The following is a 19460-nucleotide window of genomic DNA, read 5'->3' as shown; positions in this document are numbered from 1 at the left end:
GCCGCTGGTCACCGCGCGTTCCACACGGGACGGGCAGTAAAAACGCCGCCAAGAAAAGGCGGCGGAGAAAATAGCAAGGGACGTCTCTCCGAGACGTCCCTGATGTGGCGCTCCCGATCTCTCAGGTGAGAGCCGGCTCGCGCTCCTGCAGACGGCTGAATGCCTCGTCACGAGTCTGCGCCGCAAGAGCGTCGTTTTGTGCCTGGAGCCGGGTGAGTTCTGCCTCCAGGTCACGGATCCGCTGCTGCAACCGCCGCATCTCCGAGACCATCCGAGGATCAGGACCGCCGACGTGGCCGAGTAGAGCCTTCGCCATGGTAAAGGGTCCTCCACGCTGAGTGACCAGATTGGTTCGCGCACTTGTTGTTCTGCGGGAGGGGTGCGCGTGGTACCTAACAAGAGTCGCATCGGCAGTGTGGGCGGTCAAGTCGAACGCACCGCATGTCCCTTCCGATGGGCACTCCCGACATACAAATATACCCTATTTGGAGCGTTTGACGAAAGGCCTACCGTTCCACAAACCCACTCAAACTACCTCGTGCTTCACTCCAGCGCTCCACAACTCCATCGACTCTGCCCGGGGTGTCGCAACCCTTGAGCAGCTCGACCAGCTTGACGCCCGCCTCCCTGGACCCCTCGGCCACCACTTCCACCCGGCCGTCCGGGGTGTTACGGGCCCAGCCGACCAGCCCCAGCTCCAGCGCCCGCGCCCTGGTCCACCAGCGGAACCCCACACCCTGCACGTGGCCCCGCACCCACGCGGTCAACCGTACGTTCTCACTCATGACCCACTCCTGCCTGCTGGAAGGCGCGCACCGACGCCGTCTCCCCCTCCTTGCGCCAGACCAGGCCGAGCACCGAGTCGGGCAACCCCTCGACCGGCACGAACGTGATGTCGTCGCGCCCGTGGTAGGCCGCGGTCGGGGTGCAGAACAGCATGGCGCCCCTGTTCAGCGCGACCAGCGTGAGCCCTTCCTGGCTCGTGGAGACCGTACCCGCCGAGGGGATCGGACGGCCGAGCGGCGTCGTCGCAGGCGCGGTCAGCTCGCGCCACCGGCGCGGCGCGGGGCCGTCGAGACCCACGAGCGGCAGCTCTGCCAGCTCCTCCGCCCCGATGCGCGCCCGGCCCGCCAGCGGGTGGCGCGGCGAGAGCGCCACCTTCAGCGGGACCTTGTTCAGCCCCGTCCCCGTCACCAGGTCGGGCTCGTCCACGGGCAGCAGCGTGAAACTCAGATCCACCCTGCCCTCGCGCAGCTTGCCGAACGGGTCGGCCATCGGCACCTCGACCAGCTCCACCGCACAGGCGGGATGGCGCCGCTCGAACTCCCTGACCGTGCCGGTGACGACGTCCGTGGGGGTGCCCAGGAAACCCACCCGCAGCACGCCCTCGACCCGGCGAGCGGCCGACCTGGCCCTGCCGACCGCGATCGCCAGGCCGTCATAGGCCGGGCGCAGGTCACCCAGGAAGCGCTCGCCCAGCGGCGTCAGCCGTACCCGCCTGCTGGTGCGGTCGAACAGCCGCGCCCCGATACGCGTCTCCAGCGCCCGTACGAGCTGGCTGACCCGGCCGGGCGACAGGTAGAGGCGTTCGGCGGCCCTGGCGAAGTGCAGTTCCTCGCTGAGCACGACGAAGCACTCCAGTTCCCTGAACTCCATCACGACTCCTTAGCCTGACTAAACCAAGGGTTCGATCCTCGTCATTGTTCCCGCACCCCCGGCCCCCGAAGGCTGTGACCATGACGACGATCGACACCGCCAGGGTGCCCTGGCTCGCCGTGTCCGCCGTGGCGGCGGGCACCTTCACCATCGTGACCAGCGAGATGTTGCCCGTCGGCCTGCTGACGCCCATGGCCGCGACCCTGGGCGTCTCCGCCGGCACGGCGGGGCTGACCATGACGGCGCCGGGCATCGTGGCCGCGCTCTCGGCGCCCCTGCTGACCGTGGTGGCCGGCCGGCTCGACCGGCGCGTGGTGCTGGTCGCGCTCATGGCCCTGCTCGTGGGCGCGAACCTGCTGGCCGCCGTGGCACCCGCCTACCCGGTGATGCTGGCCGCCAGGGTGCTGGTCGGGGTGAGCATCGGGGGGTTCTGGGCGTTCGCCGCCGGCCTGGCCGGACGGCTGGTGCCCGAACGGCACGTCGGCAGGGCCGCCGCCATGATCGCCGGTGGTGTCGCCGTGGCCTCGGTGCTCGGCGTGCCCGCGGGCACCCTGATCCTCTCGTGGGCGGGGTGGCGGGCGGCGTTCGTGGCGGTGGCGGTGCTCGCCGTCGCGGTCCTGGCCACTCTCGTCCTGCTGCTGCCGCCGCTGCTGCCCACCCGCGCCGTACGGCCCGCCGAACTCGCCGGCGTCTGGCGCGACCCCGCCCTCAGGACCGTCCTGGTCGCCACCGCGCTCGTGGTGACCGGCCACTTCGCCGCCTACACCTACATCCGCCCGTTCCTCGAGCAGGTCTCGGGCGCCGGCCCCGCGCTGATCAGCGGCCTGCTCCTCGCGTACGGCGTCGCCGGCGTCATCGGCAACGCCGGCGCCGGCAACCAGGCGGCCCGCCGCCCGCGAGAGGTCATGGTGGCGCTCGCCGCCCTCATCGCGGTCTCGACGGCCGGGCTGCCGCTCGCGGGCGCCCTGATGATCCTGCTGTGGGGCCTGTCCTACGGCGGCGTCTCGGTGACCGGCCAGCTCTGGGTCATCAGGGCGGACGGCGGCGAGGCGGGCATGGCCATGCTGTCGTCGATCTTCAACGCGGCCATCGCGCTGGGCGCGCTGCTCGGCGGCCGGCTCGTGGACGCCGCGTCGCCGAGCGCGGCCATGGCGTTCGGGGCCGCGCTCGCCCTGCTCACCGCGGCTTACGCTGGCATCTGGGGCAGGAGAAGGACGACCGGTTCATGAACGCGTCGCGCCTGATCGGCGTGCCGCACCGCGAGCAGGGCAGGTCACGCCTGCCGTAGGCCTCGAGCGAGCGGTCGAAGTAGCCGCTCTCCCCGTTGACGTTGACGTAGAGGCTGTCGAACGAGGTGCCGCCCTGCAGCAGGGCGGCGCTCATCACCTGGCGCACCGCCGCGAGCAGCTCGGCGATCTTGGCTTTGGAGAGCGTCTCCGTGGGACGCGCCCAGTGCAGCCGGGCCAGCCAGAGCGCCTCGTCGGCGTAGATGTTGCCGACGCCGCTGATCAGCGACTGGTCGAGCAGCGCCCGCTTGATCTCGGTGCGTCTGGCCCGCAGCCGGCGGGTGAACAGCTCCTCGTCGAAGGCCGGCTCGAACGGGTCGGGCGCGATGTGCGCGATGGGCTCAGGCACGCCGCCGGCCAGCGAGGTGAGCATCACGTGGCCGAAGGTCCGCTGGTCGACGAAGCGCAGGTCGTTGCCGCCGTCGGCGAACGACAGCCGCACCCTGAGATGCTTCTCCGGCGCGGTGTCCGGCGCGACCACCAGCAGCTGGCCGCTCATGCCGAGATGGGCCAGGATCGCCTCGTCGCCGTCAAGCGGCAGCCACAGGTACTTGCCGCGCCGCTCGGCGGAGACGATCACGCGGTCGGCGACGTCGAAGACGCCCGCCTGCCGGCGCACCGCCCGCGGGTGCAGCACGTCACTGGCTGCGATCGTCCGCCCGGCGACCCAGGTGGCCAGGCCCCGGCGGACGACTTCTACCTCGGGCAGCTCCGGCATCTAGCCCGCCGGCTGGCTCTCGCGCTGGTCCCGGCGCGCCCTGATGCGGGTCCACGCGGCCTCGGCCGCCTGCTGCTCGGCCTCCTTCTTGCTGCGGCCCTTGCCCGAGCCGTAGGACTCGCCACCGACCCGCACCTCGGCGGTGAAGGACTTGGCGTGGTCGGGACCGCTCTCCTCGACGTGGTACTCGGGCACGCCCAGCGCCTCGGAGGCGGTGAGCTCCTGCAGCGAGGTCTTCCAGTCGAGGCCCGCCCCGAGCGAGGCCGAGCGCGTGATGAGCGGGTCGAACAGCAGGTGGACGACCCTGAACGCCTCGTCGAGACCGAGGTCGACGTAGATGGCGCCGATCAGCGCCTCGAGGGTGTCGGCGAGGATCGACGACTTGTCACGACCCCCGGTGCCCTCCTCGCCCCTGCCCAGGCGCAGGAACTTGCCCAGACCGAGCTGGCGGGCCACGTCGGCCAGCGCCCGCATGTTGACCACCGCCGCCCTGAGCTTGGCCAGCTGGCCCTCGGGCAGGTCGGGGTGGTTGCGGTAGAGGGTGTCGGTGACGACCAGGCCCAGCACCGAGTCGCCGAGGAACTCCAGGCGCTCGTTGGTGGGCAGGCCGCCGTTCTCGTAGGCGTACGAGCGGTGCGTCAGCGCCCGCTCCAGGATGTCGGGGTCGAGCCTGACGGACAGCACCCGCTCAAGCTCGTCTCGCGCGACTTCGACGGCAACCGGCTTGGGACCTGTGCCCACGTTCTCTCCTCCTCAGAGCATCTCTCCTGAACGCGTGGGCGAGGGAACTGAGAGATGCCCGAAAACGTGGTGGGCGTCGGGGGCACTGCCCCGGCGTCCACCACGGCCGCGGGCGAACCGCCGCCGCACGCACCTGAGACGGTGACGCCGACCGGGCGCTTTCGCATCCGGTCGGCACTCCGTCAACAGCCGTGAAGAAGCACGACCGCGCCGTGCTCCTTGCTGGAATGTGCGATCAGGCGGACGGCTCGATGACCTGACGGCGGTTGTAGGTGCCGCAGGTCGGGCACGCGATGTGCGGCTGCTTGGGCGAACGGCACTGCGGGCAGCTCACCAGCGCGACAGCAGACGTCTTCCACTGGGCGCGGCGGGAGCGGGTGTTGCTCCGCGACATCTTCCGCTTCGGGACGGCCACGTCACTTCTCCTGATCGTTATCGTTCTCGGAAAACAGACCTTGCAACGACGCCCAGCGAGCGTCGATCTTCTCGTGCCCGTGGTCAGCGCCGACCTCGGCCAGCTTGACCCCGCACTCCACGCACAACCCCTGGCAGTCTTCACCGCAGACCGGGCTGAGCGGCAGTGCGAGCACCACCGCGTCGCGGAACGTCGGCTCGAGGTCGAGAAGGTCACCGTCGAGCAGTGAGTCCTCCTCCGAGGCGTCCTCGTCGGTGTAGAAGAACAGCTCCTGCACGCCGACCTCGATCTCCGAGGAGAGCGGGTCGAGGCACCGTACGCACTCCCCCGCGAGGGGCGCGCGTGCGGAACCCGTGACGAGCACGCCTTCCATCACTGCTTCAAGCCGGATGTCCAGCTCGACTTCGGTGTCCTTGGGGACACCGATCATGTCGACGCCGAGATTCGCCGGTGCCGGGAGGGACAGGGTCATCCGCCGCATCGAACCCGGCCGCCTGCCCAGGTCATGAGTGGAGATCACCCACGGGGCGCGGGGGTCGAGGTGCTGAGTCATCCTGCTCTCGCTAGGCATGGCGAAACCGTCGCCGTCGTACAAGGCCAGATAGAAACGATACCAGGCGCCGGTCAGCCCCTGAGCCGTTCGATCAAGAGCTTGTGCACGAGATCCGGGACGAGCCCCGAGACATCGCCGCCGTAGCGGGCGATCTCCTTCACCCGCGACGACGACAGGAACGAGTATTCCGGGTTCGTCGGCATGAAGAGCGTCTCCACGCCGGACAGCCGGTAGTTGAGCTGCGCCATCTGCAGTTCGTAGTCGAAGTCGCTGACCACGCGGATGCCCTTGACGATGGCGGGGATGTCGTTCTGCCGGCAGAAGTCGACGAGCAGGCCGTGGAACTTCTCGACCCTGACGTTGGGATACTCCTTGGTCACCGTCTGGAGGATGTCGATGCGCTCCTCCACGGTGAACAGGCTCTTCTTCTCGATGTTGATCAGAACGGCGACCGTCACCTCGTCGTACAGCCGGGCGGCCCGGCTGATGATGTCGAGGTGTCCGTTGGTGATGGGGTCGAACGACCCCGGGCACACTACGCGGCGCACATCGCCTCCCACGTTTACGGGTTCCCGGCGGCGCGACCGTACCAAACGGCCGCTTCGCCGTATCGACGGACCCTCTCCTCCTCGTAGCCCGGGGGCCACACCAGGTCTTTTCCCCTGCTCTCGCGTTCCACCGCGACCAGCGCGCCCGGCGCGAGCCACCCGTTGTCGCGCAGCGACTCCAGGACCCTCGTCACCTCCTCGCCGGTGACGGCGTAGGGCGGATCGGCGAAGACGATGTCGTACGGCTCGCCCGGCCTGCCCAGCAGCCGCTCCACCTTGTCGGCCACCACGCTCGCCGCCGCGAAACCCAGGTCCCTGACGTTCGCCTTGATCGTCCTGACCGCCCTCGGATCGGCCTCGACCAGCAGCGCGTGGGCCGCGCCCCTCGACAGCGCCTCGAGCCCGACCGCCCCCGAACCGGCGTACAGGTCGATCACCCGCGCGCCCTCCAGCCCGTGCAGCGCGTCGAGGGTCGAGAAAATCCCTTCTCTCGCCCTGTCACTGGTAGGCCGCGTCGTCCTGCCCTGCGGCACGGCCAACCGCCTGCCACCCGCGCTTCCCGCGATGATCCGCGTCATGCCGCCCATTCTTCCGCATGTCCGTGCAGGTCAAGAGTGGACAAGTGTCTGCCTCGACTGCGCAAGGGTCGTAGCCACACCCCGTGACGGCCAGCATGATGATGACTGCGACCTTCGAGGTGACCCACATGAAGGTCGACCGGCGTGATCGTGAGCCCTTCCGCACGCCGGTTCCCTCGGCACCTGACCCGAGGGTGGGCCCAGCCGGGGACGGCATTCGGGGGGAGGCCGTCCCCGGCGCTGGGCGCTTTCAGGGTCATCTTGTCCGGCGAAGCCGAGTTTCGGCCACCGCCGTCACGGGTGACCATCCGTGCTTCACGCCACTCCAGCTCACCGGCGCGCCCCGGGCCGCCGATCAGGTCTTCTCCAGGAAGTCGGCCTTCTCGTCGCCCAGGAGACGGTCGATCTCCGCCCGGAGCCCCCGGTGCGCCGACAGCGAGGGGTCGGCCTCCAGCAGGGCCGCCGCCTCCTGACGGGCGGCGACGATCACCTCCTCGTCACGCAGCAGCTGCAGCATCTTCAGCGACGAGCGCTTGCCCGACTGCGCTGCCCCCAGCACGTCGCCCTCGCGCCGCTGCTCCAGGTCGACACGCGACAGCTCGAACCCGTCGAGCGTGGCGGCCACCGCGTCGAGGCGCTCGCGGGCCGGCGTGCCCGTCGCGAACTCCGTCACCAGCAGGCACAGCCCCGGCAGCCCGCCCCGGCCGACCCGCCCTCTGAGCTGGTGGAGCTGGGAGACGCCGAACCGGTCGGCGTCCATGATGATCATGACGGAGGAGTTGGGGACGTCGACGCCCACCTCGATCACCGTCGTCGCCACCAGCACGTCGACCTCGCCGCGGGAGAAGGCTCGCATGATCGCGTCCTTCTCCTCGGGCGGGAGCTTGCCGTGCAGCACCTCCACCCGCAGCCCGTGGAGCGGCCCTGAGGCGAGCATCTCGGCCACCTCGAGCACGGCGAGCGGCGGTCGCTTGTCGTCGTCGGATGCGGCCAGGTCGCCCTCGTCGCCCTCCAGGTCGCCGATGCGCGGGCACACGATGTAGGCCTGGCGGCCCAGGCCGACCTCCTCCCGCACCCGCTCCCAGGTGCGCTCCAGGTAGTGGGGTTTCTCGGCGGCGGGGACGACGTGGGAGGTGATCGGCGCGCGGCCCGACGGGAGCTGCGAGAGCGTCGAGACCTCCAGGTCGCCGAAGACGGTCATCGCGACCGTGCGCGGGATCGGCGTGGCGGTCATGACCAGCACGTGGGGCCGCCCGCCGGAGACCTTCTCGCGCAGCGCGTCACGCTGCTCGACGCCGAACCTGTGCTGCTCGTCGACCACGACCAGGCCGAGGTCGGCGAACTGGACGTGTTCCTGCAGCAGCGCGTGGGTGCCGACGACGATGCCCGCCGTACCCGACGCGGCGTCGAGGAGGGCGACGCGGCGAGCGGCCGCGCCCATGGAGCCGGTGAGCAGCGCCACCGTGGTGCCGCCGAACATGCCGCCCGTGGCCAGGTCGCCCAGCATCGCGGTGATGGAGCGGTGGTGCTGCTGAGCCAGCACCTCGGTGGGCGCGAGCAGCACCGCCTGGCCGCCCCCGTCGACGACCTGCAGCATCGAACGCAGCGCCACCACCGTCTTGCCCGCGCCCACCTCGCCCTGCAGCAGCCGGTGCATCGGGTGCGCCTGGGCGAGGTCGGCGGCGATCTCCTCGCCGACCGCCGCCTGCCCCTCGGTCAGCGAGAACGGCAGGCGCTCGTCGAAGGAGTCGAGCAGGCCGCCCGCGACCCGCGGGCGCGCCTTGGCCGGCCAGGCGACCGCCGCCCGCCTGCGCTGCAGCAGGACGGACTGCAGGACGAACGCCTCGTCGAACTTCAGCCGCTTCTGCGCCCGCACCACGTCGCCGAAGTCCTTCGGCCGGTGGACCGCCTCCAGCGCGTCGGCCAGGTCCGGCAGCTTGTGGCGGCGGCGCAGCTCCAGCGGCAGCGGGTCGTCGAGCGGGCCGAGGGTGTCGAGGACGACTCCCACCGCCCTGCGGATCGCCCACGGGGTGACGTCCTTGCCCGCCGGGTAGATCGGCACCGGCGCCGCCGCGAACTCCTCCGCGCTCGCCTCGGCCTCGTCCTCGAACAGCTCGAACTCGGGGTGGCTGAGCTGCCAGCGCGGGGTGCCGCGCGCGCCGAACAGACCGACCTTGCCGGCGAACATGCCGCGCCGGCCGGTCCGCAGCCGCGACTCGGCCACGTGGGAGCCCTTGCCGAAGAACGACAGGTAGATCTTCTTGCCGGTGCCGTCGACGACCTCGACCTCGAGCCACGTGCCGCCCCTGTTGCGCATGGGCTTGCGCATCAGCCTGGTGACCTCGCCGACCACGGTGACGTGCTCGTCGACCTCGAGCGCGTCGAGCGAGGTGAGCTCGCCCCGCTCGGCATAGCGGCGGGGGTAGTGGCGCAGCAGGTCGCCGACGGTCTCCAGCTCCAGGACGCTCTCCAGGAGCTTGGCGGTCTTGGGATCGAGCGCCTTGGACAGCGGCTCGTCGAATCGACTCACGTCAACCAGTTCTACCGCCTGAGACCGACAGGATATTCACTCGACACCGATGAGCAACGGGTAGCCGCCCTGCTCGCCCTCGTGGACGGCGACCTCCACGTCGGGTCTGGTCCGCGCCAGGAAGCCGGTCACCGTTTCGGCGAGCCGTTCGGGCGCGTCGGCTCCGGTGACGAGCGTGACCAGCTCGCCGCCGCCGGCCACCATCCTGTCGACGATCCGCTCGGCGACCTCGGCCAGCGTGTCGCCGATGAGGGCCACGTCGCCGTCGATCATGCCCAGCACGTCGCCGGGCCTGCACAGGCCGGCGCTGGTGAGCACCCGCCGGTCGGCGACGGTCAGGTGGCCGTAGCGGGTGTGGCCGGCCGCGTCCGTCATGGCCACCACGTCGTCGTCGAAGCGGCGCAGCGGATCGTGGACGGCCAGCGCCGCCAGGCCCTGCACGGTGGCCTTGGTCGGCAGCACGCTCACCACCACGCCGTCCTCGCGCGCGATCTCCGCCGCCGCGACGGCGACCGCCCGCACGCCCTCGTCGTTCGGCAGCACCGCGACCTCGCTGCCCGATTCGCGGATCGCCGCCAGCATCACCGGCAGCGACGGGCTGGAGCCCGGCTCCCGCCGTACGACGACGGCGCCGCACTCCTCGAACAGGGCCGCGATGCCCGCGCCCGCGGCCACCGCCACCACTCCCCTGCCGCCCGCGGCCCGGTGCGTACGGCCGGGCGCGGCCAGGTAGGTCACCCTGATGCGGTGCGGCCTGCCCACCCGCAGCGCCGCCTCGATCGCCTGGCCGGCCTCGTCGACGTGCACGTGGACGTTCCACAGCCCGTCGCCGCCGACCACCACCAGGGAGTCGCCGAGCACGTCGAGCTCGGCGCGCAGCTTGCCGACCGCCTCGTCGTCGGCGTCGAGCAGGTACATCACCTCGTAGCCTGCGCCCGACTCGGTCATCGGGGTCACGCGCCGTGTCGGCGCGGGCACCTCGTAGCGCTGGGTGTAGGAGTCGGTGACGACCTCGGCGAGCGCCTCCATGATGATCGCCACGCCGGCGCCGCCCGCGTCGACCACTCCGCTGCGGGCCAGCACGTCGAGCTGGTCAGGCGTACGGCGCAGCGCCGTCCGCGCCTGTGCCGCCGCCCGCCGCGCGGTCGCGTCGAGATCGCCGTCGCCCGGGTCCGCGGCGACCGCCTCCAGCACGCTCAGCACGGTGCCCTCGACCGGTCTGGCCACCGCGCCCCTGGCCAGCTCCGCCGCCCTGGTCAGCGCCCCGCGCAGGTCGGCGGCGGTGCCCTCGCGCTCCTTCAGCACCTCGGCCATGCCCCTGAGCGCCTGGCTGACGATGACGCCCGAGTTGCCCCTGGCCCCGACCAGCGCGCCGTACGCGAGGGTCTGCCACACCACGGCGGCCCCGACGTCCTCCGGCAGCGCCTCGACCGCCTCGGCCGCCGAGATCATGGTGAGGTGCAGGTTGGTGCCGGTGTCGCCGTCGGCGACCGGGAAGACGTTGAGCGCGTCGATGTCGGCCCGCGCGGTTCCCAGCGCGTCGGCGGCCAGCCGTACCCAGCGGCGCACCGCGGGCGGGTCGAGAACCTCCATGTGTGCTCCCTCGCGGCCGCGATGCGCTAGCGTTTATTGCGGAGAATATCCCCAACATCCGCGTGTTGCCGCGTGAGTTCGCGGTCATGGGCCTGGATCGGATATCCTCGTCTGGCTGGCCGGTTGTCCCGGCATGCCCTCCGCCCGAAAGATCCAAGCGGACTGGGCTTATCGACTGAAAAGGAGCGATACCGTGGCTTCGGTCTGCGATGTCTGCCGTAAGGGCCCGACCTTCGGTAACAACGTGTCCCACTCCCACCGTCGCACCCGTCGTCGTTGGAACCCCAACATCCAGACGGTGCGCGCGGTCGTTGGCGGCACGCCGAAGAAGCTGAACGTGTGCACCTCGTGCATCAAGGCGGGCAAGGTCGCCCGCTAACCTTCACGACTTCCGGAAAGCCCGGCGCTCTTGAGCGCCGGGCTTTCGGCGTCTGTAGAGGGAGCTAGACCGCGGGTAGAGGTTTCTTACACCCGGACGAACATCTGCTCGAAGAGCGGTTTGCGTCACGCTCCGTGTGGTCTCTATGGTCAGCGCGTGACGATCACGCTAACCCCCCGCCACAATATGATCAAGAAGATAGGCGTCACCCTCCCCGGCGACCTCTACGCCTGGATGCAGGACATGGTCGAGCAGGGTCACGCCGACTCGGTCTCCGGTCTCATCATCGAGACGCTCGCCTCCCGGCGGCAGCTGGCCCAGCTGGCCATGCTGGTCGCCGACCTGAAGGAGGAGTTCGGCGAGCCGGGGCCCGAGGCGAAGGCCTGGACGCGGGAGGCCCTCGAACGGGCCAGGGCCGCGCGCGAAGGCAGGTTGCCGACCGACGGGCAGGAGTCGTGATGACACCGGAGCCGGCGGAGCGCTTCGTTCTCGACTCCGGCGCGCTGATCCAGCTCGAACGAGGCGACCAGCGGATGATCGAGCTGTTCAGCCAGGTCCTCGAAGGCCAGATCGTCGTCACGATCCCGCGCATGGCGCTGGCCGAGGTGCGCCGTACCGGCCTGCGGCACTCCAGGCTGGCGGCCCTGGTGAAGCTCGCCGACGCGCCCGCCGCCACACGCGTGATGCTCGACGAGCTCACCCCTCAGCGCGCGAAGGAGATCGGCAAGAAGATCGGTGAGTGCGGCCACGACGACATCGTCGACGTCAACGTCGCCCTGTGCGGCAGGAGCCGGGTGAGCAAACGGGTCGACTGCACGGTCGTCACCGCCGATCGGGGCGGTCTGGTGCGCGTCGACCCCGAGCTGGCCCACGCCATCACCGACATCTGACCGCTACTGGCGCCACATCCACGCGTGGTCGACCGGACCGATGCCGTCGCCCAGGGGGAAGCCGCGGGCGATCGCGCCCGTGACGTACTCCTTGGCCTTGCCGACCGCGGTCGGCACGTCGTCGCCGAGCGCCAGCCGGGAGGCGACGGCCGAGGCCAGCGTGCAGCCCGTGCCGTGGGTGTGCCTGTTGTCCAGGCGCCGCGCGCTGAAGCGGTACTCCTCGGTGCCGTCGGTCAGCAGGTCGACCGGCTCGCCGGGCAGGTGGCCACCCTTGATGAGGGCCCACGCGGGACCGAGCGCGAGGATGGAGTCGGCGGCGCGGCGCAGGCCGTCCTCGTCCTCCACCTTGACCGAGGTGAGCTGCTCGACCTCCCACAGGTTCGGGGTGACCACGGTCGCGATCGGCAGCAGCCGCGTCTTGATCGTGTCGATCGCCTCAGGGACGAGCAGCGGGTCGCCGTGCTTGGAGACCCCCACGGGGTCCACGACGACGGGCGCCCCCGCCGCGGCCAGCGCCTCGGAGACCGTCTCGACGAGGACCGGCGACGCCAGCATGCCGGTCTTGATCGCCTGCGCGCCGATGTCGCTGAGCACCGAGTCGAGCTGGGCGCGCACCGCTTCGGGCGGCAGCTCCCAGTACCCCTGCACACCCAGTGAGTTCTGCGCGGTCACGGCGGCGATGACGCTCATGCCATGGACGCCGAGCGCCAGCATGGTCTTGAGGTCCGCCTGGATGCCGGCGCCGCCACCGGAGTCGGATCCGGCGACGGTGAGTACGCGAGGAGGGGTCATGGCATCCATCCAACCACTCAGCCGACCGTGCACTCCCCGCCGACCAGACCGCAGGAGACCGGGGCGTCGCCGCTGCCGGTCGCGGTGAACGTGACCTCGACGGACTCACCGGCGGCCAGCGTGGTGCGCGGCTGGAGGACCAGCAGGCCGCCGTCCTGCACCCACTGCGCCCCCCGGACCGCGGAGACCAGGCCGTCCACGGGGATGCTGAGGGTCCAGTCGTTCAGCGACCTGGTCGAGTCGTTCACCACCTGCACCTCGGCGGTGTAACCGGCCAGGCGCTGCCGTACGACGTCGAACCTGACGTTGACGGCCGCGCCGCCGCTGCTGGTGGAGCTGGACTGGGAGCCGGACCCGGTGCCCGAGGTGGAGCTGGTCACGGGATCGGGGACACCGGGCTGGCCGGTGTTGTTCGCCTCCCGCATGTCGGACGGCTCGGCCGTGGGCGTGGGCTCCTCGGAGGGCTCGGGGTCCTCGGGCACGGCGGACCTGGTGGGCCGGTCGGACGGCCGCGGCGTGGTGGTACGGCGGGGCCCGCGCTCGGGAGCGGTCGAGGCCGACGGGCGCGGCCGGACCGCGGCCTTGGTCTCCGACGGCTGGTCCGTCGGCTCCTCCGTGGGCTCCTCGGCGGTCTCCTCAGCGGCGGGGTCGCTCTCCTCCGCGCTCGGGTCGGGCTCGGTGGCCTCGGAGGTCTCGGAGACGGGTGAGGCCGACTGGCTCGTCGTCCCCGCGCCCGCCTTGGACGCCTCGCCGGAGGAGCTCACCATCCGCACGCCCACGACGGTACCGCCGAGCACGATGGCGACGGCGGCCACCGACAGGAGCGCGACCTTGCCCCTGCCGCCCTGCCCCGACTCGCGCGCCTCGGCGGCGGGGCGGCGCCTGCCGCGCCGCCCGCGGGACGACCGGTCCTCCCGCTCGTCCTCCCAGTCCGCGTTCTCGCTCCACTCGCCGCCGGAGAGGAAGGCCGTCTCGTTGGGCTCGGCGGCGTCCTCCCACGCGGCCACGGGCTGCCGCGGCGGGCCGGTGGCCACGAGCCTGTCGGTCGGCGAGCTGGTGACGGGATGGGGGCCCGTGGCGGGACCTCCGGCGTCGTCGAAGCCCTGCCCGCCGTACGGTGCCCCGCCGGGGACCGGGTCGCCGAACGCGGGGTCGCCGAAGACGCGGTCGCCGAACACGGCGGTCTCCCCGTGCCCGGGTCCGCCGAAAGCGTCGTCGCCCTGCCCGCCGAATGCGGGGTCAGCGGGGCCACGGCCGCCGGGAGCCTGCTCCCCGAAGCCGGGCGCGGCCCGGCCCGCGTCACCGAACGCCGAACCGCCGTACGCCCGGTCACCGAAGCCTGAGTCGGGACCAGGGCCGGGGTCGCCGAAGAAGGAGTCCTGGCCAGGGCCGGGGTCGCCGAAGAAGGAGTCCGGGCGAGGTCCGCGGTCGCCGGAGCCGGGGCCGGGGTCGCCGAAGAAGGAAGAGCCGGCGCCCGAGGGGCCGCCGCCGAAGGCGGAGACGGGGTCGCCGAAGGCGTCACGGGCCGACATGGGCTCCGTCGCGGGACGGCCCAGCATGTCGGGCTGCTGCGGCGGCACAGCCCACTCCCCCGTCGAGGGACCGGCCTGGAACTGCTGGTCGATCTGGTCGGGCGGTGCGGGCCACCCTGCCTGATCGGCCACGGGCGCCATGAAGGCCCCCGTGGTGATGGGGTCGTCGGAGGAGCGAAAGTCCGCCTTACGGGGGTCTTCCGAGTCGCGTCCCCCTTGGTTCCACGCGTTCTCTGGTTCGCCGGTGCCGTGGCGGGCCATGTTTGCCCTTCCTGCCGGATACATGGGCCGCCCATCTTAATAACATCTTTAATACGCGTTTGTCACAACTTTCCCGAGGGTATCTTCTCGGAACGGCTCTTTCACGCTCTGAAGTGATCCCAGCCGCCGGGTCCCACCGCGCGTCCGGTGACCTGCACCTTCGCCCCCTTGGTCACGTGGCCGACGACGGTCCAGTGGGGCGGAAGCCGCACTTCCGCAGGGAAGACCGCGGCCAGAGAGTGATCTTCGCCACCCGTGAGCACCCAGTCGAGTGGATCGGTCCCGAGCTCCTTCGCGGCGGCTGAGACCGGCTCGCCGATGGGAAAGGCGGCGGGATCGAGGGTGATGCCCACACCGCTCGCCTCGGCCACGTGTCCGAGGTCCTGCAGCAGCCCGTCGCTGACGTCCAGCATCGCCGTGGCGCCCAGCCGAGCCGCCTCTGGACCTCGCTCGTACGGCGGTCGCGGCCGCCGGTGCGCCTCGACCGCCTCCAGCAGCGGCCCGGCCTCCGGAACGATCCCGGCGTCCAGCACGGCGAGCCCCGCGGCCGCGTAGCCCAGCCGCCCCGCGTAGGCGACCACCTGGCCGGGGCGCGCTCCCGCACGGGTGACGGGCGCCTGCCCCGCGAGGTCGCCCAGCGCGGTCACACCGATCACCACGCGCTCGGAGCGGGCGATGTCACCGCCGACCACGCTGGCGCCGACCAGCGCGCACTCGTCCCTGAACCCGTCGGCCAGCCCGTCGACCCACTCCACGGGAACGTCACCCGGCATGCCGAGCCCCACCACGAGCGAGGTGGGAACAGCCCCCATTGCGGCAATATCGGAAAGATTCTGTGCTGCGGCCTTCCTGCCTACGTCATACGCGCTGGACCAATCACGGCGAAAGTGCCTACCCTCGATCAACAAGTCCGTTGTCACTACGACCCGCCCATCGGGCGATTTCACCACCGCGGCGTCGTCACCAGGACCGAGCAGCACGCTCTCACCCTGTGGCAAGCGCCGAGCAATGCGTGCTACAACTCCGAACTCGCCGAGATCTCCGACTGTGATGACGCACCTCCTACTCATAAGAGACATGCCCACCAAAACGCCAGCCACCGTACGGCATGGACAGAACCCACGTTTCTCATGAGGTGGCACACAGGGTACGGTGGCCCTTCGGCGCTGATCCAATCGCCCGGGAGGACGTAATGGTGCAGGCGTACATCCTGATCCAGACCGAGGTCGGCAAGGCCGCCGCAGTGGCTCGCGAGATCTCCGGCATCATCGGGGTCACGCAGGCCGAGGACGTGACAGGTCCCTACGACGTGATCGTGCGCGCCGAGGCCCGCAACGTGGACGAGCTCGGCAAGCTGGTCGTCGCCCAGATCCAGGCGGTCGAGGGGATAACGCGTACGCTGACGTGCCCTATCGTCCACATATGAAGCGAGGCGTCGCCGTCCTGGCGCTGGTCCTGCTCGCCGGGTGCGGCGGCGCCGTCCAGGTCGAACCACCCGTCCCCCAGGGGGAGGCGGTGGCGGCGTGCACGAAACTCTCCCGCCTGCTGCCCCAGCAGGTCGACGGGGCGGGGCGGGTGGCGTCCACGCCCGAGTCGCCGTACGTCGCCGTCTGGGGCTCGGCCGAGATCGCGCTGCGCTGCGGGGTACCGCGGCCTGCCCGGATGGCCGCCACCGACCAGCTCCTCGAACTCGACGGGGTGGGCTGGTTCGCCGACCCCACGACGCCGACGCTGTTCACGGCGGTGACCGACACCGCCTACGTCGAGGTGACGATCGCGAAGACGCACGAGGCGTCCAGCGTGCTGATCGACCTGGCCGAGCCCGTCAAGAAGGCCACCGGCTGACCGGGGGGCCGGCCGGGGCAGGAGACGCGCCCCCGGACGCCGGCCCCGGGGAACAGCCCCCGAGCGCCGGTCAGGGGCGCGGAACGGCTCAGCGCAGCCCGGCGCGGCGGTTGAGCGCGAGCTGGATGAGCCGCTCCACCAGCTGCCCGTAGTCGAGCCCGGTGGCCGCCCACAGCTGCGGCGCCACCGACAGCGACGTGAACCCGGGCATGGTGTTGATCTCGTTGAGGATCAGCCGCCCGTCAGGGGTGTAGAAGAAGTCGACCCTGGACAGCCCCTCGCAGCCGAGCGCCTCGAAGGCTCGTACCGCCATCGCCCGCAGTTCCTCGGCCTTGCCGGCCGGGATGTCCGCGGGCACGTCGAGCGACATCTGGTCCGGGTAGTACTTGGCCTCGAAGTCGAAGAACTCCTGGCCGCCCTGCACGAGCACCTCGCCGGGCACGGAGGCGGCCGGCGGCTCGTCGCCGAGCGACTCCAGCACCGCGCACTCGATCTCGCGCCCGACGATCGCCGCCTCGACCAGCACCTTCGGGTCGTGCGCCCGGGCGTGCTCGACGGCCGCCTCCAGCGACGCCCGGTCGTGGGCCTTGGAGATGCCCTGGCTGGAGCCCGCGCGGGCGGGCTTGACGAACACCGGCCAGCCGAGCTCCTCCACCTCCTTGACCACGCGCTCCCTGTCGAGGCGCCAGTCACGCTCGCGCACCACCACGTGGCGGCCGACGGGCAGCCCGGCGGCGGCGAGGATGGCCTTCATGTACGCCTTGTCCATGCCGACGGCGCTGGCCAGCACGCCGGAGCCGACGTAGCGCACGCCCGCCATCTCCAGCAGGCCCTGGATCGTGCCGTCCTCGGCGAAGGGGCCGTGCATGACGGGGAAGACGACGTCGACGGTGCCGAGCTCGACCGGGATGCTGCCCTGCTCGTAGGTCACCAGCGCACCCTCGCCCGACGGCAGGGCCAGCTCGGCGCCCGAGGTGTCGACCACGGGCAGCTCGCCGTCCTCGATGGCGAACCGCTGGTCACTCGCGGCGAGCACCCACCGGCCGTCCTGGGCGATCCCGATGGGGATCACCTCGTACTTGGACCTGTCGATCACTTCGAGTACGCTGCCCGCCCCCATGAGGGAGACGGCGTGCTCGGAGTTGCGACCACCGAAAACGACCGCGACGCGTGGCTTGCTCATGTCGCCCGAATCTACCCTGCTTGGGAGTCAAGGGCTCGTGTCACGTCCGCCACGAGATCTTCGACGTCCTCGAGCCCGATCGTGAAGCGTACGGCGGCGCCCTGCCTGACGGCGGAGGTGCTGCAGCCGATCAGCCGCAGCGACGTGACGAGGTCGTCGGCGTCGCCGCGCGGCGTGACGCTCACCCGCGGGCCGAACCGCGTGCCCTCGGGTCCCGAGTCGAACAGCCGGCGGGCCAGGTGGTGCCCCGGATGGTGGGGCAGGCCCGGGTAGTCGACGGCGGCCACGCCGGGATGCTTGGCCACGGCCGCGACGAACTCCATGGCGGTCGCGCACCTGCGCCTGACCCGCAGCGTCAGCGTCTCCAGCGCGCCGAGCAGCGCGGCCTCGTCGGCGGGCGAGAGGGGCGCGCCGAGGTCGTCGGTGAGCCTGCGCATCAGGTCGTGGCGGCCGACGACGACGCCGCCCTCGCGGTCGCCGAGGAGCGTGCCGGTCGAGTGGATGACCAGGTCGGCGCCGTGTTCGAGCGGGCGGCAGACGATCGGCGTGGCCAGTGTGGAGTCGACCACGAGCATCGCGCCGGCCTCCCTGGCCAGGCGGTACAGCCCGCGCAGGTCGGCCACGGCGGTGTCGGAGAGCGTCTCGACGTATATGATCTTCGTGTTGCCGCGGACGGCCTGCCGTACGGCCGCCAGGTCACCCGTGTCGACGAAGTCGGCGCTGACGCCGAACCTGCCGAGCACGTTGGCGAGCACGCCGGCCCCAGGCGCGGGAGCGATCACGTGCGAGCCGCCGCGCAGGAACGTCAGCAGGACGGCGGCCAGGGCGGCATCGCCCGAGGCGAACGTCTTGCCTGCCACGTTCTCTGGCGCGGCCACGCCCTCGAGGGCGGCCACGGCCGTGGCGTACCCGCCCCCGGCGGGCGCACGGACGCACCGGGTGTTCTCTCTCACACGCCGTATCTCTCCGGCTTGGGGGTGCGCGACATCAGCAGCACCCCGGCTTCCTCGGGGGTCATGCCGTCGTGGACCACGCCCACCACCACCTCGGTGATCGGCATCTCCACGTCGTGCTTCCTGGCCAGCTCGAGCACCGACTCGCAGGACTTGACGCCCTCGGCCGTCTGCTTGGTGACCGCGACGACCTCGGCCAGCGTCATGCCCTTGCCGAGGTTCTCGCCGAACGTGCGGTTGCGCGACAGCGGCGAGGTGCAGGTGGCGACCAGGTCGCCCATGCCGGCCAGGCCCGCGAACGTGTGCGGGTCGGCGCCGAGCGCCGCGCCCAGCCGGGAGATCTCGGCCAGCCCGCGGGTCATCAGCATGGCGGCCACGTTGTCGCCCATGCCCATGCCGACGGCGACGCCCACCGCCAGCGCGATCACGTTCTTGACCGCGCCGCCCAGCTCCACGCCCACGACGTCGGGGTTGGTGTAGGGCCGGAACCACGGCGGCACGTGGCAGGCCTCCTGCAGGCGTTCGAGGGTGCGCTCGTCGGGGCAGGCGACGACGGTGGCCGCCGGCTGGCCCCTGACGATCTCACCGACCAGGTTGGGGCCGGAGACGACCGCGACCCGCTCCTGCGGCACCTCGGCCACCTCGCAGATGACCTCGCTCATCCGCTTGGTGGTGCCGAGCTCGATGCCCTTCATCAGGCTGACCAGCACCGCGTCGTCCGGCAGGTGGGGCTTCCAGAGGGTGAGGTTCTCCCTGAGCGTCTGTGAGGGGACGCCGAGCACCACGAAGTCGGCGCCGTCCAGCGCCTTGGCCGGGTCGGTCGTCGCGCGCAGCGTCTCGGGCAGCAGGACGCCCGGCAGGTAGTCGGGGTTCTCGTGGCGGCGGTCGATCGCCTCGACGATCTCGGGGCGGCGGCCCCACAGCGTGGTCCGCACGCCGGCGCGCGCCAGGATCATGGCGAACGTGGTGCCCCACGAGCCGGTTCCGAAAACGGCAGCCTTGGTCAT

The 19460-nt window shown here is 71.3% G+C and carries 23 protein-coding genes; 6 read left to right on the top strand and 17 right to left on the bottom strand.

Features of this window, described 5'->3' with window-relative positions; translation table 11 throughout:
- Window positions 1-121 precede the first annotated feature (121 nt).
- The 3 genes from ACWDLG_RS37820 to ACWDLG_RS37810 form a co-directional block, all read right to left on the bottom strand.
- Window positions 122-316, bottom strand: a complete 195-nt coding sequence (locus ACWDLG_RS37820; RefSeq protein WP_183656443.1) for a hypothetical protein — start codon at window positions 314-316, stop codon at window positions 122-124.
- A 190-nt stretch (window positions 317-506) separates the two neighbouring features.
- Complete coding sequence (locus tag ACWDLG_RS37815; RefSeq protein WP_354909542.1) at window positions 507-785, bottom strand: acylphosphatase; 279 nt, start codon at window positions 783-785, stop codon at window positions 507-509.
- On the bottom strand, window positions 778-1656 hold the full coding sequence (locus ACWDLG_RS37810) for a LysR substrate-binding domain-containing protein (RefSeq protein ID WP_449929313.1): 879 nt from the start codon (window positions 1654-1656) through the stop codon (window positions 778-780). The genes ACWDLG_RS37815 and ACWDLG_RS37810 overlap by 8 nt, the downstream gene beginning before the upstream one ends.
- Window positions 1657-1736: 80 nt before the next feature.
- Between ACWDLG_RS37810 and ACWDLG_RS37805 the strand changes: the two genes are divergently transcribed.
- Complete coding sequence (locus ACWDLG_RS37805) at window positions 1737-2885, top strand: MFS transporter (protein ID WP_449929311.1); 1149 nt, start codon at window positions 1737-1739, stop codon at window positions 2883-2885.
- Here the strand turns inward: ACWDLG_RS37805 and mutM are convergent.
- The 8 genes from mutM to ACWDLG_RS37765 form a co-directional block, all read right to left on the bottom strand.
- Window positions 2833-3660: a bifunctional DNA-formamidopyrimidine glycosylase/DNA-(apurinic or apyrimidinic site) lyase gene (mutM, locus tag ACWDLG_RS37800; protein ID WP_354909548.1), complete on the bottom strand. Its 828-nt coding sequence runs from the start codon at window positions 3658-3660 to the stop codon at window positions 2833-2835. The two genes, ACWDLG_RS37805 and mutM, sit on opposite strands and share 53 nt — an antisense overlap.
- Window positions 3661-4401 carry a ribonuclease III gene (gene rnc / locus ACWDLG_RS37795; protein WP_449929308.1) on the bottom strand — a complete coding sequence of 247 codons (741 nt, stop codon included), beginning with the start codon at window positions 4399-4401 and terminating at the stop codon, window positions 3661-3663.
- Between the two features lie 235 nt (window positions 4402-4636).
- Window positions 4637-4816 carry a 50S ribosomal protein L32 gene (rpmF, locus tag ACWDLG_RS37790; protein WP_183656428.1) on the bottom strand — a complete coding sequence of 60 codons (180 nt, stop codon included), beginning with the start codon at window positions 4814-4816 and terminating at the stop codon, window positions 4637-4639.
- A gap of 1 nt (window position 4817) precedes the next feature.
- On the bottom strand, window positions 4818-5387 hold the full coding sequence (locus ACWDLG_RS37785) for a YceD family protein (RefSeq protein WP_449929431.1): 570 nt from the start codon (window positions 5385-5387) through the stop codon (window positions 4818-4820).
- Window positions 5388-5440: 53 nt separating this feature from the next.
- On the bottom strand, window positions 5441-5917 hold the full coding sequence (coaD, locus tag ACWDLG_RS37780) for a pantetheine-phosphate adenylyltransferase (RefSeq protein ID WP_354909550.1): 477 nt from the start codon (window positions 5915-5917) through the stop codon (window positions 5441-5443).
- A 14-nt stretch (window positions 5918-5931) separates the two neighbouring features.
- Window positions 5932-6495 (bottom strand): 16S rRNA (guanine(966)-N(2))-methyltransferase RsmD, encoded by a 564-nt coding sequence (gene rsmD, locus ACWDLG_RS37775; RefSeq protein WP_449929304.1) that lies wholly within the window; start codon window positions 6493-6495, stop codon window positions 5932-5934.
- A 355-nt stretch (window positions 6496-6850) separates the two neighbouring features.
- Window positions 6851-9025, bottom strand: coding sequence for an ATP-dependent DNA helicase RecG (gene recG / locus ACWDLG_RS37770; RefSeq protein ID WP_449929302.1), 2175 nt, complete (start codon window positions 9023-9025; stop codon window positions 6851-6853).
- A 36-nt stretch (window positions 9026-9061) separates the two neighbouring features.
- A complete protein-coding gene (locus tag ACWDLG_RS37765; RefSeq protein WP_449929300.1) occupies window positions 9062-10618 on the bottom strand; it encodes a DAK2 domain-containing protein in 1557 nt (518 codons plus the stop codon).
- A gap of 193 nt (window positions 10619-10811) precedes the next feature.
- Here ACWDLG_RS37765 and rpmB point away from each other — a divergent pair, with 193 nt between their 5' ends.
- The 3 genes from rpmB (at window position 10812) to ACWDLG_RS37750 (ending at window position 11887) form a co-directional block, all read left to right on the top strand.
- Window positions 10812-10997 (top strand): 50S ribosomal protein L28, encoded by a 186-nt coding sequence (gene rpmB / locus ACWDLG_RS37760; RefSeq protein ID WP_354909561.1) that lies wholly within the window; start codon window positions 10812-10814, stop codon window positions 10995-10997.
- A 156-nt stretch (window positions 10998-11153) separates the two neighbouring features.
- Window positions 11154-11456 carry a hypothetical protein gene (locus tag ACWDLG_RS37755; protein ID WP_354909563.1) on the top strand — a complete coding sequence of 101 codons (303 nt, stop codon included), beginning with the start codon at window positions 11154-11156 and terminating at the stop codon, window positions 11454-11456.
- Entirely contained in the window at window positions 11456-11887 is a 432-nt protein-coding gene (locus ACWDLG_RS37750) for a hypothetical protein (RefSeq protein WP_449929298.1), read from the top strand. Before ACWDLG_RS37755 ends, ACWDLG_RS37750 begins: the two co-directional genes overlap by 1 nt.
- Window positions 11888-11890: 3 nt before the next feature.
- Here the strand turns inward: ACWDLG_RS37750 and thiD are convergent, their stop codons facing one another.
- From thiD to ACWDLG_RS37735, 3 genes are all read right to left on the bottom strand, one after another.
- Entirely contained in the window at window positions 11891-12679 is a 789-nt protein-coding gene (thiD, locus tag ACWDLG_RS37745; RefSeq protein ID WP_449929296.1) for a bifunctional hydroxymethylpyrimidine kinase/phosphomethylpyrimidine kinase, read from the bottom strand.
- Between the two features lie 17 nt (window positions 12680-12696).
- Window positions 12697-14343, bottom strand: coding sequence for a cellulose binding domain-containing protein (locus ACWDLG_RS37740; protein WP_449929294.1), 1647 nt, complete (start codon window positions 14341-14343; stop codon window positions 12697-12699).
- Window positions 14344-14573: 230 nt separating this feature from the next.
- Window positions 14574-15542: a thiamine-phosphate kinase gene (locus ACWDLG_RS37735; RefSeq protein ID WP_449929429.1), complete on the bottom strand. Its 969-nt coding sequence runs from the start codon at window positions 15540-15542 to the stop codon at window positions 14574-14576.
- Between the two features lie 122 nt (window positions 15543-15664).
- On the opposite strand from ACWDLG_RS37735, the gene ACWDLG_RS37730 reads away from it, so the two are divergent.
- On the top strand, window positions 15665-15898 hold the full coding sequence (locus tag ACWDLG_RS37730; RefSeq protein ID WP_449929292.1) for an Lrp/AsnC family transcriptional regulator: 234 nt from the start codon (window positions 15665-15667) through the stop codon (window positions 15896-15898).
- Window positions 15895-16317 carry a DUF3515 family protein gene (locus ACWDLG_RS37725; protein ID WP_354909578.1) on the top strand — a complete coding sequence of 141 codons (423 nt, stop codon included), beginning with the start codon at window positions 15895-15897 and terminating at the stop codon, window positions 16315-16317. The genes ACWDLG_RS37730 and ACWDLG_RS37725 overlap by 4 nt, the downstream gene beginning before the upstream one ends.
- An 88-nt stretch (window positions 16318-16405) precedes the next feature.
- Here ACWDLG_RS37725 and ACWDLG_RS37720 read toward each other — a convergent pair whose 3' ends face one another.
- Genes ACWDLG_RS37720 through ACWDLG_RS37710 form a run of 3 tightly spaced genes read right to left on the bottom strand, consistent with a single transcriptional unit; the run spans window position 16406 to window position 19460 of the window.
- Window positions 16406-17500 carry a D-alanine--D-alanine ligase family protein gene (locus ACWDLG_RS37720; RefSeq protein WP_449929290.1) on the bottom strand — a complete coding sequence of 365 codons (1095 nt, stop codon included), beginning with the start codon at window positions 17498-17500 and terminating at the stop codon, window positions 16406-16408.
- Window positions 17501-17511: 11 nt separating this feature from the next.
- Window positions 17512-18453, bottom strand: coding sequence for a trans-sulfuration enzyme family protein (locus ACWDLG_RS37715; RefSeq protein WP_449929288.1), 942 nt, complete (start codon window positions 18451-18453; stop codon window positions 17512-17514).
- The gene (locus ACWDLG_RS37710) at window positions 18450-19460 is read right to left on the bottom strand and encodes an NAD(P)H-dependent glycerol-3-phosphate dehydrogenase (protein ID WP_449929286.1); all 1011 of its coding nucleotides are present in this window, start codon (window positions 19458-19460) and stop codon (window positions 18450-18452) included. Before ACWDLG_RS37710 ends, ACWDLG_RS37715 begins: the two co-directional genes overlap by 4 nt.

The organism is Nonomuraea sp. NPDC003727 (genome assembly GCF_053586935.1).
The sequence above is the reverse complement of the archived record's forward strand: the minus strand, read 5'-3'. Positions and strand labels throughout refer to the sequence as shown.

What these genes read in the sequence shown, in the direction of transcription:
- ACWDLG_RS37820 (WP_183656443.1), bottom strand. Translation starts at nt 316, where the DNA reads ATGGCGAAGGCTCTACTCGGCCACGTCGGCGGTCCTGATCCTCGGATG.
- ACWDLG_RS37815 (WP_354909542.1), bottom strand. Translation starts at nt 785, where the DNA reads ATGAGTGAGAACGTACGGTTGACCGCGTGGGTGCGGGGCCACGTGCAG.
- ACWDLG_RS37810 (WP_449929313.1), bottom strand. Translation starts at nt 1,656, where the DNA reads ATGGAGTTCAGGGAACTGGAGTGCTTCGTCGTGCTCAGCGAGGAACTG.
- ACWDLG_RS37805 (WP_449929311.1), top strand. Translation starts at nt 1,737, where the DNA reads ATGACGACGATCGACACCGCCAGGGTGCCCTGGCTCGCCGTGTCCGCC.
- mutM (WP_354909548.1), bottom strand. Translation starts at nt 3,660, where the DNA reads ATGCCGGAGCTGCCCGAGGTAGAAGTCGTCCGCCGGGGCCTGGCCACC.
- ACWDLG_RS37785 (WP_449929431.1), bottom strand. Translation starts at nt 5,387, where the DNA reads ATGCCTAGCGAGAGCAGGATGACTCAGCACCTCGACCCCCGCGCCCCG.
- rsmD (WP_449929304.1), bottom strand. Translation starts at nt 6,495, where the DNA reads ATGACGCGGATCATCGCGGGAAGCGCGGGTGGCAGGCGGTTGGCCGTG.
- ACWDLG_RS37765 (WP_449929300.1), bottom strand. Translation starts at nt 10,618, where the DNA reads ATGGAGGTTCTCGACCCGCCCGCGGTGCGCCGCTGGGTACGGCTGGCC.
- ACWDLG_RS37750 (WP_449929298.1), top strand. Translation starts at nt 11,456, where the DNA reads ATGACACCGGAGCCGGCGGAGCGCTTCGTTCTCGACTCCGGCGCGCTG.
- thiD (WP_449929296.1), bottom strand. Translation starts at nt 12,679, where the DNA reads ATGACCCCTCCTCGCGTACTCACCGTCGCCGGATCCGACTCCGGTGGC.
- ACWDLG_RS37735 (WP_449929429.1), bottom strand. Translation starts at nt 15,542, where the DNA reads ATGAGTAGGAGGTGCGTCATCACAGTCGGAGATCTCGGCGAGTTCGGA.
- ACWDLG_RS37730 (WP_449929292.1), top strand. Translation starts at nt 15,665, where the DNA reads ATGGTGCAGGCGTACATCCTGATCCAGACCGAGGTCGGCAAGGCCGCC.
- ACWDLG_RS37725 (WP_354909578.1), top strand. Translation starts at nt 15,895, where the DNA reads ATGAAGCGAGGCGTCGCCGTCCTGGCGCTGGTCCTGCTCGCCGGGTGC.
- ACWDLG_RS37720 (WP_449929290.1), bottom strand. Translation starts at nt 17,500, where the DNA reads ATGAGCAAGCCACGCGTCGCGGTCGTTTTCGGTGGTCGCAACTCCGAG.
- ACWDLG_RS37710 (WP_449929286.1), bottom strand. Translation starts at nt 19,460, where the DNA reads ATGACCAAGGCTGCCGTTTTCGGAACCGGCTCGTGGGGCACCACGTTC.